16 protein-coding genes are annotated in these 17,589 nt (G+C 35.4%); 3 read left to right on the forward strand and 13 right to left on the reverse strand.

Annotated elements, in window-relative coordinates; translation table 11 throughout:
- Positions 1–29: 29 nt before the first annotated feature.
- From ACY45D_RS17040 to ACY45D_RS17075, 8 genes are all read right to left on the reverse strand, one after another.
- The gene (locus tag ACY45D_RS17040; RefSeq protein WP_463107764.1) at positions 30–737 is read right to left on the reverse strand and encodes a hypothetical protein; all 708 of its coding nucleotides are present in this window, start codon (positions 735–737) and stop codon (positions 30–32) included.
- Between the two features lie 88 nt (positions 738–825).
- Complete coding sequence (locus ACY45D_RS17045; RefSeq protein WP_463107765.1) at positions 826–1,554, reverse strand: lysozyme inhibitor LprI family protein; 729 nt, start codon at positions 1,552–1,554, stop codon at positions 826–828.
- A gap of 69 nt (positions 1,555–1,623) precedes the next feature.
- Positions 1,624–2,331, reverse strand: coding sequence for a hypothetical protein (locus ACY45D_RS17050; RefSeq protein ID WP_463107766.1), 708 nt, complete (start codon positions 2,329–2,331; stop codon positions 1,624–1,626).
- A 144-nt stretch (positions 2,332–2,475) separates the two neighbouring features.
- Positions 2,476–2,796 (reverse strand): hypothetical protein, encoded by a 321-nt coding sequence (locus tag ACY45D_RS17055; protein ID WP_463107767.1) that lies wholly within the window; start codon positions 2,794–2,796, stop codon positions 2,476–2,478.
- Entirely contained in the window at positions 2,793–3,239 is a 447-nt protein-coding gene (locus tag ACY45D_RS17060; RefSeq protein WP_463107768.1) for a hypothetical protein, read from the reverse strand. The genes ACY45D_RS17055 and ACY45D_RS17060 overlap by 4 nt, the downstream gene beginning before the upstream one ends.
- Positions 3,240–3,242: 3 nt before the next feature.
- A complete protein-coding gene (locus tag ACY45D_RS17065; RefSeq protein WP_463107769.1) occupies positions 3,243–5,405 on the reverse strand; it encodes a M23 family metallopeptidase in 2,163 nt (720 codons plus the stop codon).
- 16 nt (positions 5,406–5,421) lie between these two features.
- Positions 5,422–8,727 carry a type VI secretion system Vgr family protein gene (locus tag ACY45D_RS17070; RefSeq protein ID WP_463107770.1) on the reverse strand — a complete coding sequence of 1,102 codons (3,306 nt, stop codon included), beginning with the start codon at positions 8,725–8,727 and terminating at the stop codon, positions 5,422–5,424.
- A 140-nt stretch (positions 8,728–8,867) separates the two neighbouring features.
- Positions 8,868–10,565, reverse strand: coding sequence for an NAD-dependent malic enzyme (locus ACY45D_RS17075; RefSeq protein ID WP_463107771.1), 1,698 nt, complete (start codon positions 10,563–10,565; stop codon positions 8,868–8,870).
- A gap of 345 nt (positions 10,566–10,910) precedes the next feature.
- Between ACY45D_RS17075 and ACY45D_RS17080 the strand changes: the two genes are divergently transcribed.
- The 3 genes from ACY45D_RS17080 to ACY45D_RS17090 all read left to right on the forward strand — a co-directional run bounded on the left by ACY45D_RS17080 (position 10,911) and on the right by ACY45D_RS17090 (position 14,196).
- Complete coding sequence (locus ACY45D_RS17080; protein WP_463109507.1) at positions 10,911–11,507, forward strand: hypothetical protein; 597 nt, start codon at positions 10,911–10,913, stop codon at positions 11,505–11,507.
- A gap of 254 nt (positions 11,508–11,761) precedes the next feature.
- Positions 11,762–13,561 carry an arginine--tRNA ligase gene (gene argS, locus ACY45D_RS17085; protein WP_463107772.1) on the forward strand — a complete coding sequence of 600 codons (1,800 nt, stop codon included), beginning with the start codon at positions 11,762–11,764 and terminating at the stop codon, positions 13,559–13,561.
- A gap of 26 nt (positions 13,562–13,587) precedes the next feature.
- A complete protein-coding gene (locus ACY45D_RS17090; RefSeq protein WP_463107773.1) occupies positions 13,588–14,196 on the forward strand; it encodes an SPOR domain-containing protein in 609 nt (202 codons plus the stop codon).
- 52 nt (positions 14,197–14,248) lie between these two features.
- Here the strand turns inward: ACY45D_RS17090 and ACY45D_RS17095 are convergent, their stop codons facing one another.
- The 5 genes from ACY45D_RS17095 to ACY45D_RS17115 form a co-directional block, all read right to left on the reverse strand.
- Positions 14,249–14,851 (reverse strand): alpha/beta fold hydrolase, encoded by a 603-nt coding sequence (locus tag ACY45D_RS17095; protein WP_463109508.1) that lies wholly within the window; start codon positions 14,849–14,851, stop codon positions 14,249–14,251.
- Positions 14,852–14,886: 35 nt separating this feature from the next.
- Entirely contained in the window at positions 14,887–15,528 is a 642-nt protein-coding gene (locus ACY45D_RS17100; protein ID WP_463107774.1) for a glutathione S-transferase family protein, read from the reverse strand.
- A 105-nt stretch (positions 15,529–15,633) separates the two neighbouring features.
- Positions 15,634–16,032, reverse strand: a complete 399-nt coding sequence (locus tag ACY45D_RS17105; RefSeq protein ID WP_463107775.1) for an OsmC family protein — start codon at positions 16,030–16,032, stop codon at positions 15,634–15,636.
- A 32-nt stretch (positions 16,033–16,064) separates the two neighbouring features.
- Positions 16,065–17,012 carry a pirin family protein gene (locus ACY45D_RS17110; RefSeq protein ID WP_463107776.1) on the reverse strand — a complete coding sequence of 316 codons (948 nt, stop codon included), beginning with the start codon at positions 17,010–17,012 and terminating at the stop codon, positions 16,065–16,067.
- A 290-nt stretch (positions 17,013–17,302) separates the two neighbouring features.
- A complete protein-coding gene (locus ACY45D_RS17115; protein WP_463107777.1) occupies positions 17,303–17,587 on the reverse strand; it encodes a DUF2798 domain-containing protein in 285 nt (94 codons plus the stop codon).
- Between the last annotated feature and the right edge of the window lie 2 nt (positions 17,588–17,589).

Genomic DNA, 17,589 nt, shown 5'->3' on the forward strand with positions numbered 1-17,589 from the left:
TACGTATGACCTTCAACGTGGAAGATACGTTAAATCAAATCTTTTAAAAGCACATATCCTATTTGATCATTCCCTTTATAACCAACTTTTATGTATAAATTTTTTTTGATTTCAATAATTTCATGCAAAATCAAAATATCTCCTTTTACAAAATAAGATTTCTTTTTTTTAAAGTTGTCACTATATAAATATAACCTATCCACACTGACACTAAATGATTCTATTTTTTTGTTTTCATTATCTTTTAGCTGAAACCTCTTCATCCCATTATTAAATGTAGTACTGAGATTAACATTCTCATCTAGTGTTTTTATTTCCTCACTTAAATGATATCTATTATTTTTTAGTGCATATATTTTAGTATAACTAATAGCACCATCTTTAAATCTTTCAACAATCTTTCCCTCATTTAAAAAGAACTCAGGATCATATAATGAACTGAAATAGAAGTTAACTGCCTTTTTATCAGTGATTTCAAATATTTTATATTCCCCACTTGGGTTGCAATCCTCTGTATAATTAACAACTAAATATTTTCTTTCATCTTTAGTTAAATGTTCTATTGAAAAAGCATCTTTATCAAAACAATAATTCGGATCTTCAAATAGGAAGATTTTAGAATTATTACTTTTAAAATAAACTTTATGATTCTCTTTTACTAACATCTCACTAGACCAAGCTAAAGATGAATAAATAATTGATAGTGTAATGAATACAGTTTTTCTATTTAAAATCATATATAATTTCTTCTCACATTTTTACTCCAACTTATCAGATTAATATTTTTATAAATTTTCAAAAAATAAAACATTAAGCTTTCAATACTCATTCTTCTGAATCAGAACAATCAAGCTTTTCAACCTTCATATCTATATCAGTAGTATAATTAATTGAAAAATTTAAATTTATCAAATCATCTTTTCTAAAAACTGTTGGTACAATATTCCAAACATTTTTTCCATTTGTAACAAATGATAAATTAAACTCTGCAACACCATTATTATTTGTATCAATCTGATATTCTACAGAAAATTCGCTAATTTTCTTTCCAACAATTTTGTATATTCTTGGTGTTTTTAATTTATCATCACATGCTTGATATAGATATATTTTATCTTTTAAAATTTTTATCATGCTCTCGCTACACCAACAGCCTCCTACCTCTAATTTTTTCCCTATACCATCTGTATAGCTAAAAGGTCTTATTAAACTATTTTCCAAACTATCAAAGTTTAAATAGCTTTTTTTCAAATCCTGCACTTTTAGATAATTGCTATCACTTAAACACTTATAATTTTCAACATTAGGATTTTTACCATCAAATTGACACTTCACATTTCTATTTTTTAACCACGCTCGCTGATTATCAACTAAATACTTTAGCTCAGGCTGATTATCTCGAATATAATTCTTTATATCCAAATATTTTTTATTCAACTCCTGTTCACTATTTGCATAAATAGTTTTTTCATCTATTTTCTGCTGTTTTGAGTCTGCCGTATTTGAACATGCAATTAACGCGCTTATAAAAATTAAGATATAAATGTTCTTCATGAATGAGTACTCATAATGATGTGCTATCTAAAAATCACGTAAGATCAACTAGATTAGCTTTCTTATAGTTTACTTACTAGCTCTATCCAATTCTGCTGAAGATAACCCTACATTTTCACAACCTAATGTTGCTGAGATACACTTTAAAGAATTATTTAAATCAACTTTAAATGTACCAATCTTTCCATTTTTCGCATATTTAATATTTGCTAAATAAGTATAAATTCCTTTTTTAGAATTAAATGTAAATTGATCACCTTGCAATAGGTTTAATTGTTTTCCATCCAACTCACTGTCAGAATTTAAAACTGGAATTATCGCAAATTTATTTGAATTTAAATTATAAACATATGTATCTACCAAGAAACTTCTAAAAGGTTCCTTAACATAATCAACCGTACTATTATCACGGATTCTAAAGGCTACAATATTTTTATCATGATATAATAAATCAAAATCCACATATGACTTTAAAGTAGTTGTTGTTTTAAAAACATTGTAAACCTTATCATTATTTAAAATCTGAACACCATAATTTTTTAAAGTATATTTCACTCCATTTTTATTTTTTTCGATATTCCCAAAATCTGTCAATCTTATTTTTTTCTTAGGGCTAACGATTGTATATTTATTATATTTATCAATAAATTCTATTGGTGAGTTTATTTGAATTGCATCTTGCATATAATCATCCCAACTATTGTTTGTTTTCGCAAATCCAGAAGAAATAATTAGATTAAGACCAAGTAGTAAAATTAAAGCTTTAATATTTTTCATGAGTTGTCTACCATCAAGGATTTAAAATTAATATGAAAAATTTGCATAAACATTGTCCTTATTTTTAAATTGAGAATAAGCCTATAAAAACCCCTCAATGGAATAAAATAAGTTAAAAAAAGAAATACCAAATATCCTTTTAATCTATTTATTAATAAATTCACCTTTTTTATTCAAAATAATTTTTAATGACTTCCCATTTTTAGTATATGAAATTTCATAATTCTTGCTAATTAATACATTTTTTGAAGCATCTAATGAAATTTGCTTTATTAAACCAAGGGTACTTATTGATATTAAGTTAATTAATGCCCCACCTGAATCTGAAGATGATGGAGAGGCAATCAAAATCACCCCATCCTCTGTTTCAGGAAATATTACTGAAGCACCATTACTTTCATTAATAAAATTATAAACTTTTGATAAATCGGTAATATTAATTAAATTAACCTTACCACAACTCATTTTATTTTTTTTAACAAGCAATTTACATGATTATCAGAATTATAAGGCAATGATGTAATTACTAAGCCATCATCATTTGTCTCTTTAACTTCTTTTACCGCTATATTTTTATTTTCATAATTTTTTTTCAGCCTATTAGTGTACTCTAATCTATAACACTCTTCTTTTATTAAAGCTGCTCCCTCACCTAAAGTATAAGTCTTTCTCCCTTCACATTTTTTTTCAACATTTTCCTTCCAAACTTTATAATCAGTTTTTTCATTATTTTTTAATATTTTTAATTTATTTTTGAGTACATCATTTTCTTTTTGTATACATTGCAAGCTCTTCGTAACATTGCTTGAATTACATAGTTCTGCATTATTCTTTGCACACGCTACATTCGAAATACTCAGCCCTATTACAAAAATCAGGTACAAAAGTTTAAAATTTAAAACTGGCATATATTAAGCTCCTTTAAAATTATCTGGCAATCTAACTTTGAATGGTTTAGGGATATTCTTTCTTAATTCAGAAACTGTACCATGTGCATGAACTGCTTTACCATGACCAAATATTAAACCATCGCGAACGGCTTGATCATGAAAGGCATTTACCCATGTTCTTCGATTATAATCATCAGAATAATATTTATTTGCATAATTCAAATGCCCACCAATTATAGACTGCCTACCCTTTTCTCTCTCAATTAAATAACTATTTACAAAATTTCGTATTCTTGGACTCACATCAGACATAGGCATATTTTGCACAGAACCATACGGATCCAGACTCTTGGGTCCTGTAATCTTTGAAAACTGCCTATGGGCATTAACAACACTTCTTACAGAATTACCCCAAACTCCTGATTTAGTACGATTTAAAATCGTATCTACAACACCAGCCGCTTGTTGTGAAAAATTTACTTCATTTTTGAATTTAATTACTTCTGTTTCTGTAACTTTCATAATATCTATAATATCTTGATTTGAAAGAACAAGTTCACTTGTTAAATTAGTAAGTACTGTTGACCGTTGCTTAGGGATAATACCTGCACAGCTTAGTAAAGATTCTTTATTTATATTCTTTAATAAGGTTGTAAATGGCATACCATTTAATTCTTCAATAGTTTTTTTAAAATTTATATTATTTCGATAAGTCATTGAAAATTTTGTTACATCGAAGTGAATCCAAGATGTAGCACCTGAAGTGCCATCATTAAACTTTTTAGGTTCTAAATAAATTTTGTTATCCAATCTTTGTTCTGAAGCACCCATTTTTACAACTAATATACTTTTCCGTATATACTCCATATCTTGTAATTCTATAGTTCTTTTTCTATTTTTATTAATATGAATATCCAAGGCTAATCCCATATGATTTACAGTTGTTCTGCCCTTTTGAATATTATTAGTTATACATCGATATCCTGACTCAATATATGCAACAGACATATTTTTGGATTTAAATTCATTTTTAAGATAGAAATCTAATGCTTTTAATATCCATATTAAAGACCTATGAAGCCCAGGATATTCATTTGCTGTATTTAATCCAGATCTAACACCTCTTCTATCATTTCCATACCCAGTACATTTACCACATGGGCAATCAGCCTTTTTCATAAATTCTTGTATTGGATATTCATAATAAAATTTATCTAAAGCAACTAATACACTTCCACAAATCTTTCCAGTTTCAGGTACTCCCATATAATCCCTTTGAAACTGCTTAATACATTTAGCTGTTAATTCAGTAAATTCATCTGTTGGCAATGCTCCTCCAAAGCCAGCTAACCGTATATTAACCTCTCTAATTAACTCACTTTTTCCACTAGTAATACATTGGGGGTTAGTTTTACATAGATTCGTTGTACGCACCTTTGGTGTACCACTACCTTGACTACGATCATCCACCGTTAAGATTTTTGTTACCGTTCCGACAGTAGTATTAAATACTTTTTTCCCCTCTTCATATAAATCATTTGCTTGCTCCAATGCCTGATTACCATAATCGGCAATAGTCACGCCAGAGTTTGCTTTAGGTGTAGATGCCTTTTGAGTAGGAGAGGTACTCTTAGGTATTGCAGATAATTTAGATGGAACAACTCGTTTAGCTTTTTCTTGATGAGAATGATTTCCACTCGCTGGAATATTAACTGGTAGTTTTATTACTTGTCCTATACTTATTTTATCAGGATCATCAATTCTATTTAAGTTTTCTAATGCTCTTACCGTAGTATAGTTCTGAGCCGCAATAGACGTTAGAGTTTCCCCTTTTTTTACAATATGAGTTTTCCTTTTATACTGTCCAGCATTTCCTTGATGCAATAAGGTCGCTAAATCCAATAAAACTTTGGGACTTATGATTTTTACTAACATTCGATCCTTAGACATCACAAATGATTGAACTTTGCTCATTTGCCCACTAAAAATATTCTTAATATAAACATCTAAAACTGTCCCTTTATCCCTACTTATTTCGACGATACAGCCAGCTGAATTTGTTGGACCAGCAGCAATCACCTGCCCAGTTCTCTGATTTTTTACGTTATATTCTAGTCTAGAAATTGGGTTACCAAACAAATCAACGACTTTAATCATAATTAAAGATTTTTTATTATTCGTCATACCTTAAAACCTTATCTTATTCATTATTTTCGGTATTTGAGTTAGAATCACTTTGGTCATTACCCTCAATAAAGTCTTCTTCATCAAAGCTTTCTATTGAAAGTCCCCATTCATCATCAGAACCAACCAAGACTTGCATTTTTGATGGTTCTGGTGTGCTAATCTTCCCAGTACGCCCATGCTCATCAATTTGCCCAGAAATAAAAGCACCTGTCTGTGGCACAAATGCTTTATAATTTAATTGACTAAAATCACTTTCCCAAAATAAATCATATACATCCAACTTATTGCTATACATGACCGTATTTGGTAGCTCAGGCACTTCATAAAATACCTTTGCCCCGCTTTCAAATACATGCTGTCCACTTTTAATTTTGAAATAACCACCAGTATTAATAAAAATGCCCTCTTTATTAATAATAAGTTGTGAGCCACCAGCTTTGAGGTTTATCTCTTGTGTACTTATCATTTCAATCTTGCCTTCAGTTGAAATAAACTTAATGACTTTTTTTGCAATCATTTCAATCAAATCATCATGAGCATGTACCTTGACTGGACCTTTGGCTGCATAAGCACTTATGCCTTTTTCAGCCGCAAACAAACTCAGCTTCTCCAGCGCATGAGCCACAATATTCTTCTGCGCACTTAAATTAATCGAACCTTGAGCACTTTCAGCAATATCTTGAGAAGCTTGTAAAATGATGTCTTCTGGTGTGGTTAAAGCGATACCATTGGGAGAAGCCAATAACATTAACGCTTGACGGAAAATCTTGCCTTGTGCTTGATCCTTTTCATCATCACTATTCTCTAAATCTTGGGTATAACCTTCCATAAAACCCTGTAAAGAATTGAGCGCCTGTATTGGATTAACATCCAACTTACTGCCTTTGCTAAACGTTCCACATGGGCTCATCACATCAAAATCTTTAATTTCAACATGAGTAATGACTTCACCTAAGGCTTTTAATCCTGCAAAAGGGTCAGAATCAAATTGGTCTTTTAAACCCGTAAGTTTGACCTTTAACAGATCTGAACCATGCTCCTCTATGTTTTCAATAAACGCTTTTAAGTTATCAACTGACTCTGTTGCTTCATTGAAAAAGTCTTTAAATTCATCAATAATATTTTCAGAGTCCGTACCAAATTTTTGAATATCATCAATAAAGCCACCGCAATCCTTCAAAGCTGAAATTGGATCGCGACTCACCGCATTTTTAAATAATCCAACAGTTGCTTGAAGCGCTTGATTAGCACCTTTCAACTCTAAAGAATTGATCAGTTTTGGCAGCCGATTCAATACATTCAACGCATCTGTTTGCTGTTTTACTGCAACTTCACTGAGCATATTCATGCTATCAGCACCTTGTTTCAGTAAAGATTGAGCTTGTGCTGCTTCCAAATGCTCAGCAAGTGCATTTTCCTGCGCATAGGTGCTAATAAGCATTCCTTTACCCGCTCGCACTGCACCATAAGCATCTGTACGCAACTCAAAACCTTCACCGCGACCATCACTACTTGCTTTATCTTTCGGATGACTTAGATTGCCCAAATTCAATTGAGTCGCAGCATGACTACTCTGCAATTGGGCACTGATTTGTCCGGTTGTATCATCAAAACGAAGCTGATTAAAACCAGACCCATTTACTTCAGAAGAACGAATACCGCTGAGTTTTTTCGTATCAGGGAGTTGTCCTTTACCATCAAACTTCGTTTGATGGCGTTGCGCTTCATGCAAACGCCCCACAACAAATGGGCGATCCACATTGCCATCAAAGAAATCAATCACAACGATTTCACCTATCCGTGGATGAAACCGCGTGCCATACCCCTCACCTGCCCATGGTGTCAGTACATCAACCCAAGCAGAATCCATACCATTATCATTAGAACCTGCCCCGCAATCATGCGTATTGTCCTCCTGACGGGTAAATAAGAAACGAACCTTAATACGTCCCCATTGGTCTACATGAATCGTTTCGCCTTCAGGCCCAACCACTTTGGCACGTTGTGGAAATGCTGCTGGTCGGTGTATTAAAGGATTGTATTCAGGGACTATCGGAATTCTACGGCGCACCAAAGACAATTCGTTGGCTTGACGCTGATCTTTGATTAAATGATGCCAATAGCTTAAATTGAGTAACTTTGAGAGTTGATCTTGTAGTTCTTTAGGTAAATTATTTTGGTTATAAAATGTTTTCCCCATAATTAAAAACTCTCGATCAGAACCTTCATGCTGATCAATTTCTGGGTGCTCTTTCAACTCAAACCAATAGCCGACTTGTGCATCTCGCACAGAACTAATTGCGGTAAAATATTTAGATTGTAATTCTTGATAACGCATGAGTTGCGCATTCATCTGATTCAGCTGTGCCGAACTGGAAATGGTCGTCTGATCTTCACCTTTTAGATCACTCGTCCATGCAGGGCTCAGTGTCCATGCCTGTTCTAAACTTAAAGATTCATTGTCTTGCTGTTCGCTGTGCTGATGATGACTGAACATCGCATAGGGCTGTTCTTGTGACAAATAAGCAGCTTGCCAACGTTGAACCTGAATTGCGGTCGATTGAATTGAACGCTTTGCAATTAGACTGGTAATCGTGTCAAAACGTTCAGTCGCATGACTACGATGAAAACGAATCATTCGTCGTGGCATTGCTTTGTATTGTGAATTATCATCAATCAAACGTAATTTCTGTGCTTGAATTTCGGTTGCAGAGACTGAAACGATCGGCGTTGATTCATCAATCAACCAGCTAATACCTTCACTCCGCCAAAGGCGAGTTAAGAACTCATGGTCTGTTTCATTTACCTGTATAATCAGCGGTCTTATGTCATAGTCTTTGGTTAAACCGCGGTAGTCCAAAGTTAAACTTGCTGCAAACAAGCGACTTTTAGATTGCCATTCTTTAAATAAAATTTCTGAAACTTCCACCACGCTTTTATTCATAAAAACACGGCTGTTACGGCGCTTATGCCATAAACTGGTTGCATCTTCGAGTATGATTTTATAAACAGTAAGTGCCCCATCACTTTGCCCCTGACTCGCCTCAGTGATAATGCCCGTAGTTCGATAAAGTTCACCAAAATCATTCACTTGATCTACAGCAACTTGGCAACCAATAAATTGCTTTAGTGGGATATGTGCGTTGACCGATAGGCACAATAATTCTGCCTTTAAGCCTTGATTGATATGTTGTGTGCCTTGAATACACTGTAGAAATACATTGGCATTGAGCACTGGATTTGAAAATTGAACATGAATCGCTCTTTTTTGCAGTCCTAAACCAAAGCGCTCTAGTAATACATGAATATTTTTTAACATTTTAATTATTTGTAGTGAATTATATATGAAGCTATATTAAACAAAAAAATTCAAAATACAACTGGAATAAAGCAAGTATTATGAAGCTAAACAAAACAAAGGGGACGATATCGTCCCCCATGAATCAATATCAATAGATTTTAGAAAGGCACACGTTTATATTCACGATATTCTGGTTTCCAGAAATTCTTTTCAATATTTTGCTGTAATTGCTCATCACTGATCGCAGGTGCAACACCATCCGCAATCGCAGCTTTTGCCACATTGAAAGCAATAATCCGAGAGACTTGCTGCAACTCATTCAAATCTGGTAACAAATCGGCATTTTTATCATGCAGTTTTGGTGAACAATCAGCCAATGCTGAGCTTGACGCAATCAGCATATTATCCGTCACACGTGTCGCTTGAACAGCAATCACACCTAAACCAATACCTGGGAAGATATAAGAATTATTACATTGTGAAATATTAAAGGTTTGGCCATGATAATTCACAGGTGCAAATGGGCTACCCGTTGCGATTAATGCTTTACCATTGGTCCATTCAATAATATCCGCAGGAACCGCTTCTACACGTGAAGTTGGATTAGACAATGGTAAAACGATTGGATATTCACAGTTTTCAGCCAAAGTTCGGATAATTTCTTCAGTGAATAAACCTGGTTGACCAGAGACACCAATCAATACCGTAGGTTTCGCATTTTTCACTACATCCAGTAATGAGATGATTTCCTCTGCATTGCCCCAATGCGCAACTTGATCAGTTTTTTGTGCCAATTTGCGTTGGAAATCCAATAAATTAGGCTGATTCTCAGTGATTAAACCAAAGCGATCGACCATGAAGACTTGCGCACGTGCCTCAGCATCTGTTAAACCTTCTGCCACCATCTGTGCAATGATTTGTTCCGCAATACCACAGCCTGCTGAACCTGCTCCAAGAAATGCAACTTTTTGGTCTTTCAGTTGTTTTCCTGCTGCACGACTCGCAGCAATCAAAGTTCCGACCGAAACTGCCGCAGTTCCTTGAATATCATCATTAAAACAGCAAATTTTATCGCGATATTTTTCCAATAAAGGCATGGCATTTTTTTGAGCAAAGTCTTCAAATTGAATCAATGCTTTTGGCCAACGGCGTTTTACCGCAGTAATGACGTCATCCACAAAATCATAATATTCTTCACCATTGATTCGTGGCTGATTCCAACCTAAATAAATTGGATCATTTAAAAGCTGCGGATTATTGGTTCCAACATCGAGTGTGATGGGTAATGTATAGGCAGGACTAATACCACCACATGCAGTATAAAGTGATAATTTACCAATCGGGATGCCCATACCCCCAATCCCTTGGTCACCTAGTCCAAGTATTCGCTCGCCATCGGTAATCACAATCACTTTGACATTTTTACGGTTTACATTGTGTAAAATATCATCGATATGCTGACGGTCAGGATAGGAAATAAATACACCACGATGACGACGATAAATATCAGAGAAACGCTGACATGCTTCACCTACGGTCGGGGTATAAATAATCGGCATCATTTCACTGAGATGATTCTCAATCAGATGATAAAAAAGGGTCTCATTGGTGTCTTGGATATTTCGTAAATAAATATGCTTATTGATTGCTTCGCTAAATGAGCAATATTGTTGATATGAGCGTTGGCTTTGTTCTTCGATGCTTTCGATCACCTGAGGAATCAAACCATGCAAGTTAAATCGGATTCGCTCTTCTTCAGAAAATGCTGAACCCTTGTTTAATAACGGGAGTTCCAGCAGGGTATTTCCTGCATAAGGAATATATAAAGGATGCTTTTTCAAATTTTCCGTTGTCATTTCCATTCTCATTTTGAAGTCAACAATCTATTCAACTTCGATATCTTGCTTAACTAAGACTTTTGTCGCATATAAGCTTAAGCCTATTTTTGACGAAATAGGTATTTAGATACGTGATAATGATATTTAGAGTATTTTACAAATTGATAAATTAAATTCAGCTATTTTTTAGCAGCAGATCATGGTCAAATGATCAAGTAACTTGTACGATCCAATCAAAATATTATCTTTTTTTATCAGAAAAGACCTGATCTAATTTGTTAGTTTTTTTAATCAATTGTTGATTTTCTTGTCCATTCGCTCTAAGTTATGAACAAGATGACAAAACTAAAAATCTATAACAATATGAATTTCAAATTAAATATTTTATTTCTGATTACGATGTTGCTTTGTGCAGGCTGTCAAACTGTTCAAAAAGTGTCTACGGGAGTAACCAAAACCTCAGATAAAGTTAAAAATCTGGTCGGTTTAGGTGAAACGAAAGCCCCTGAAATAGATCAGCAAGGTGTGGTTGATGCCAGCAAAGCCACGCTTGAAAAATTAGAACAAATGACGCTGAATATGCCGACTGGTCAGTGGGTATATATTGAAAATGATCTACAAGGCATTTATACCCTTCAAAATAAATCAACTGATGGTCACATGCTGTATTTTCGACTCAATTGTAAAATTCCTTCACAACAGTCAGGCTTTACGATTCAGGATAAAAAAGGTAAAGACCTACTCAAAGCTCACGATCCTCAAACAGGCTCTATTCAATTCTTAGTTGATAATAAAAATTATGGCAATCCGTTTGATTTGGTCAATGCGAAAAAAATGCCAGCATTTAAACAGGCTCTAAAAACTGCAAAGACGATTAAGATTTTTAATGATTCAAAACTGTATACCTTTGAAAATGCTCATTCTGAACTTTTAGATAAGTCGGTAAGCTGTAGAGAATGATTTGATTTTTTTGATTGGAATAAAATTAAACACCAATATATACATAAAATATTGTTTTTATTGTGTTTTAAAGTAAAAATTTCGATAAATAAAATAAATTATATTGATCAACTGATTGCAACACAGTGCCTTTGCTGATGGTTATTGCATATTTCAGATCGAATACCTTTTATTCTATACAAATGCATTCACCTAAAGCCTCGGAAATTTGCTATATTTAGCGTTTTTCTGCGACATTTATTTTTCGATAGATTATGAATACGGCCATACAAGCAGCTCTTGATCATGCAATGCAATCCCTAAAAGCTGAAGGGACTCTTCCATCTGACTGGAATAACACCAGCACTTTGACGCGAACAAAAGACCGAAGCCACGGTGACTTCGCTTCAAATATTGCGATGATTGGCGCTAAAGCAGCGGGTATGAAACCTCGTGATCTAGCTGAAAAAATCTTAGCGAACCTTCCTGAAGTCATCGATATTTCTAAAGCAGAAATCGCAGGCCCTGGTTTTATCAATTTCTTTTTAAATGCTGACCAGCGTTTTGCTGTCTTGGATCAAATCCAAGCTCAAAAAGACCAATATGGTAAAACTCAAGCCAATGCAGCTAAGAAAATTCAAGTTGAATTTGTTTCTGCAAACCCGACGTCAAGCCTACATGTGGGTCATGGACGTGGTGCGGCGTATGGTATGACTGTTGCGAATTTACTTGAAGCAACAGGTGCAAAAGTTGATCGTGAATATTATGTCAATGATGCAGGCCGTCAAATGGACATCCTCGCGACATCGACTTATTTACGTTACTTGGAACTTACAGGTCAAACTTTAGTTTTCCCTAAAAATGCTTACCAAGGCGACTATGTAAAAGAAATCGCGCAAAGCATTATCGACAAAGATGGCGATGCTTATGTACGCCCTGTTGCTGATGTTTACCTCGATGTTCCTGAAGATGTGCAGTATGCAGACGAACTGGATGCCGAAGGCAATAAAGTTGTTGTTTCAGGTGATAAAGAAAAACACATTGATGGATTAATTTCTAATTCACAAAAACTCATTGGCGAAGGCTATCGCATTTTCCATCAAGCCGCTTTACATGCCATTTTAGATGATATTAAAGATGATCTAGGTGAGTTTGGTGTTACGTTCAACCAATGGTTTAGTGAAGACTCACTCATAGAAAAAATTGATGAAGCTTTGCAAACGCTTGATCAACGTGGTTTTTTATACGAAAAAGATGGCAATATTTGGTTTAAATCAACTGAATTTGGCGATGAAAAAGACCGTGTAGTCAAACGTCGTAATGGACAAACCACTTATTTTGCATCTGACATTGCTTACCATTTAAATAAGTTGCAACGTGGCTACACTGACCTGATCGATATTTGGGGTTCTGACCACCACGGCTATATTACCCGTGTGAAAGCAGCAATCGATGCGATGGGTTATGACTCGAAGAAACTCACTGTACTTTTAGTGCAGTTTGTGAGCTTATGGCGTGGCGGTGAGATGGTGCAAATGTCATCTCGTTCTGGTCAATTCGTGACTTTACGTGACCTGCGTAAAGAAGTGGGTAATGACGCTGCTCGTTTTTATTATGTGATGCGTAAGTCTGAACAACACATTGATTTTGATTTAGATCTTGCTGTTTCACAAAGTAAAGACAATGCCGTATATTACATTCAATATGCACATGCACGTATTCAAAGTATTTTGCAAAAAGCGGGTACCGCAGGTATCGATTTTAATGTTGCAACTGCACGTGAAAATGCAGAACAGCTTACACTTGAAACTGAAACTGAAATCTTGGCCAAGCTTGCAGCTTATCCTGAAGTGATGGTACGTGCAGCAAATCATTATGAACCACATCAAGTGGGGAATTATTTGAAAGAACTTGCAGCGTTATTCCACGGCTGGTATGCACAAGATGGCGTTAAATTCATTGATGATCAAAATGTTGCATTATCGCAAGCACGTTTATTGTTATCATTAAATGTACAACAAGTCTTAAAAAATGGTTTAACATTGCTTGGCGTATCAGCGCCTGAAAGCATGTAAACAATAAAGAATAAGAGGAAGTCCACGTGTTTGGAAAAACGCAGCGCGGTGTGTCAGAACGACCGAATAAGCCTAAAAAACCTTTGATTCCCAAATGGTTAGGTATGCTTGTGGTCATATTAATCGTGTTAAGTTTTGCAGTTGCATTATTGCTCTGGAAACCGTGGGCACCTGTACAGCCTCGAAACGAAATCACTTCTGAGCATTATCAAGAAGATACCAATAAAGATTACCGTTTCTATGATTTGTTACCACAACAACAAGTCACCCCTATTCCTGATCAAGCTGTTCCTGAAACGAAAACTCAACAACAACCACTGATTGTGGAAGCGCCGACTCAAGCGAATGATGTGGACGTTGGCGTTGATGGTTCTGTGCAGCCTGCAACACCCGTGCAAGTTCAACCAGAATACATTTTACAAGTGCGTAGTTATGATGATCCTGATGCGGCGGATGCTCGTCGTGCAGAAATCATTCTCAATGGTTTATCTGCCGATGTTGTACAAAGTTCTGAAGGCGGTAAAACTTGGTATCGTGTGATTTCTGGCCCTTATGATTCTCAAAATGCTGCTGTGATTGCACAACAAACTTTGCAACACAGTGGAATTGATTCAATTGTGGTTAAACGTAATTAACAAAATGAATTAAAGATAAATGAATTTCAAAAGGATGCTTCTGCATCCTTTTTTATGGCTCAATCTTGATGATAAAATCCTGAATTAACTCAGTAACCTGATCAGAATAAACTTCTGCTAAGTCATGTTGTCCATTTTCAATGATATGCAATTCCGAATTTACTATTTTACTGTGTAAATACTGCCCCACAGCTACAGGACTAATTGGATCTGCATCACCCCAAATCAGTAATACAGGACAAGTGATTTGATCAAGGAAATCATCTAAATGAGATTGATGCTGAACAAACCAATCGGGCACAGAGAAAGTCTGTTGATAATCTTTCCGCCAATCTGCAACATCAAAACGACTTAAATCAATCCCACCTGATGTTGCAACCAAGACCAATGCTTTGACGTGCTGAGGTTTCTGCAAAGCGGCTTGTACTGCAAAAATTCCACCCATAGATTGTGCAACAACAACCGATGGTTTTTGAATGTGCTCAAGTACATAATTTTGCAGTGCTTGAAAGCTTTGCACAGCAACATGATCAGGATGACCACCAAAGCTTGGGTAAGCGATGGTGGCCTTCTCATATTGTTGTGGTAATCGATTGATTACAGGTTGCCAAAATTCGGTATTTCCCGACGCACCTGCTAAGAAAATCATATTCAAATTCATTACACTACTAAGCAAATCCACACCATTCTCTAAAAATTACTTTTTGCTTTGGCAATTTGAAAGGCAGGACGTTGTTGAATTCTTTCTGCATACGCCACCATTTGTGGATTATTGGCTTTAACTCGCTCTTGCATCGCAACAACAGGGAAGCTCATTTGAATATCAGCAAAAGAAAAATCGCCTGCAAAATATTCATGTTCAGACAAATAATTTTCTAAAAAAGCAGCATGTTCTTTTAAGCGTGGATTGATAAAACCACCCTTTACCCCATCGCAAATTTTATTGGCAATCGGTTTAATTAAAAATGGGACATGCTTCGGTACATTGCTCATCACCAAAGTCATCACCAAATAAGGCATCAAAGAACCTTCTGCATAATGCATCCAATAATTGTATTGCATTAAATCTTTAGGATTCTGTGGCTTAAATTTGTTTTCGGTATCATAAGTACTTTGAAGATATTCCAAAATCACCGCAGATTCAGCGATGACTAAATCACCATCCGTCAAAACAGGTGCTTTGCCCAAAGGGTGAATTTGTTTTAACTCAGGTGGTGCCGCAAAAGTGGGCAATCGTTTATAAAATTTAACTTGATATTCGACACCTAATTCTTCAAGTGCCCATAAAATTCTTAAAGAACGTGATTGTTCTAAGTGGTGCAGTGTAATCATTTTTGTGACCTCAATTTTGTATATCGACTATAACGGATTCACATAAAAAAATGACACATTGTTTTTATACAAAGTGTCATTCTTAGTTACATGAATCAAAACCATTCAGATAATTGAGGTACTGATTTCGACACTTCTCAATAAGGTCTTAGTCACAGGTGTTTTTTGACAAATATCTAAAACCTTTTGATGCATTTCATCTGACAAAGGCTCAACAAAAGATAAACGGCGTTCAATCCATTCTTTGCCTTCTTTATTGGCATTGAAAAAAGCTTCAACAGTAAATTCACCTAAATCAAATTCCTTGTGTTTTGCATACATCCGCAACGTGATCATGGTACAAGAAATCAAACCTGAGCAAATAAAGTCATACGGTGCAGGCCCTTTATCTTGCCCACCAATTGACTCTGGTTTATCTGTAATGAAACGGTGTTTACCGCTGCTGATTTCACCTGACCACTGTTCTGGAAAGGTTTTTACTTTTGCACTTGCAATAACTGCCATGTTGTTTTCCTTGTCATTCTTCTCATCAATATTTACTTTGAAGCTCGCATTTTATCTGGAAAAGCAGGCGCTTCTAGGCGTGGCCCATCATATTCGGGAATCGTGCCAAAACGAGCATCTTGATTAATCCATTGCTCAGTTGCAGCTTTCAACTCTTCTTGGGTACGACCAACAAAATTCCACCACAGTAGAATTGGTGATTCAAACGGTTCTCCGCCGATCAACAATAAACGTGAACCTTTGTGTAATTGCACTTCGATATGTTCAATACCTGGTTCGAGCACCACCATATTGTCACTATCTAATTCATGACCATTGATGACCGCCTCACCTTCTAATGCTAAGAATCCATATTCAAATTTAGGATTGAGCGGAATACGTGTACTGGTCGATTCTTTTGCATACAAATCCACACCAACCAATTCGGTATGTACTTTTACTGGAGAAATCGTGTCCTTGAATTCACCAACCAATACGGTAAATTCAACATAGTCCTGCTCAACGACAGGTAGGACTGGATAATGATCAAACTGTGGAGCCATATTGATCTTATCATCAGGTAACGCAATCCAAAGTTGTGCTGCATGCATTTTAGTTTCAGTTTCGGGTGCGACTTCAGTATGTGAAATACCATGTCCTGCTGTCATTAGATTGACTTGCTTCGGTCGAATTAACTGCTTAGAACCAAGGCTATCGTTATGCATCATGGTTCCTTCAATCAACCATGTAAAAGTCTGCAAACCGATATGCGGATGTGGCCCGACATCTAAACCATCACCTTGAGGAAAAGTGACAGGACCTGCATGGTCTAGAAAACACCATGCGCCAATCATACGTTTTTGACGACTGGGTAAAGCGCGTTTAATGACAGTGCCTTTGCCTATTTCCGCAGAACGAATTTGAAAATCTTGTATAAATTGATTTACATATTTTTCACAATCGTCAGAGTTGGAAATTTCAGTATAGTTACTATTGGTCATTTTATTATCCTAAAGTTGCTGTTCAGCTTAGGATGTTTATTCAACATCATTCCATTTTATGATCATAGCGGTTAAATCCGCTTTAACCTATAATTAACTTAATACGCTGAATATTATCTATAGGACAATAGTAGTTTTGTTTTTGTTGTAAATATTTTTTTATTTTAAGAATAAAAGCCTTTGTGTACAGCATATTTTTCTCAATCTTTGAGATCTTTGAGAGAGTAATCCATTACCCATTTTATATTTTAAATAAGACTATTTTGAATAGGCTTTGTCACTCAAAAGAACTATTTGGGTACTTCTGGTGGCGTAAGATCTACAATTAAACCTGTTAATCGGCGAACGATTGGTAAGAATATCAGCACTGTTGGATAGGCAATCGCCCAAGAAAGTAGCCAAATGGGGAACCATTTGGAAAAGAATCCATCGATCATGCCTAGGTTTTTCCAAAGATTAAACATCGAAATTGCTGCACTCATTAGACATGAAAGTAGTAAAGGCATAATCCAAGTCGCATATTTAACAGGCAGTTTTGGAATATTACCGATGATCATGCTTGGGTTTTTCTGCATTT

It is taken from the genome of Acinetobacter sp. BZX-2, from assembly GCF_055179795.1.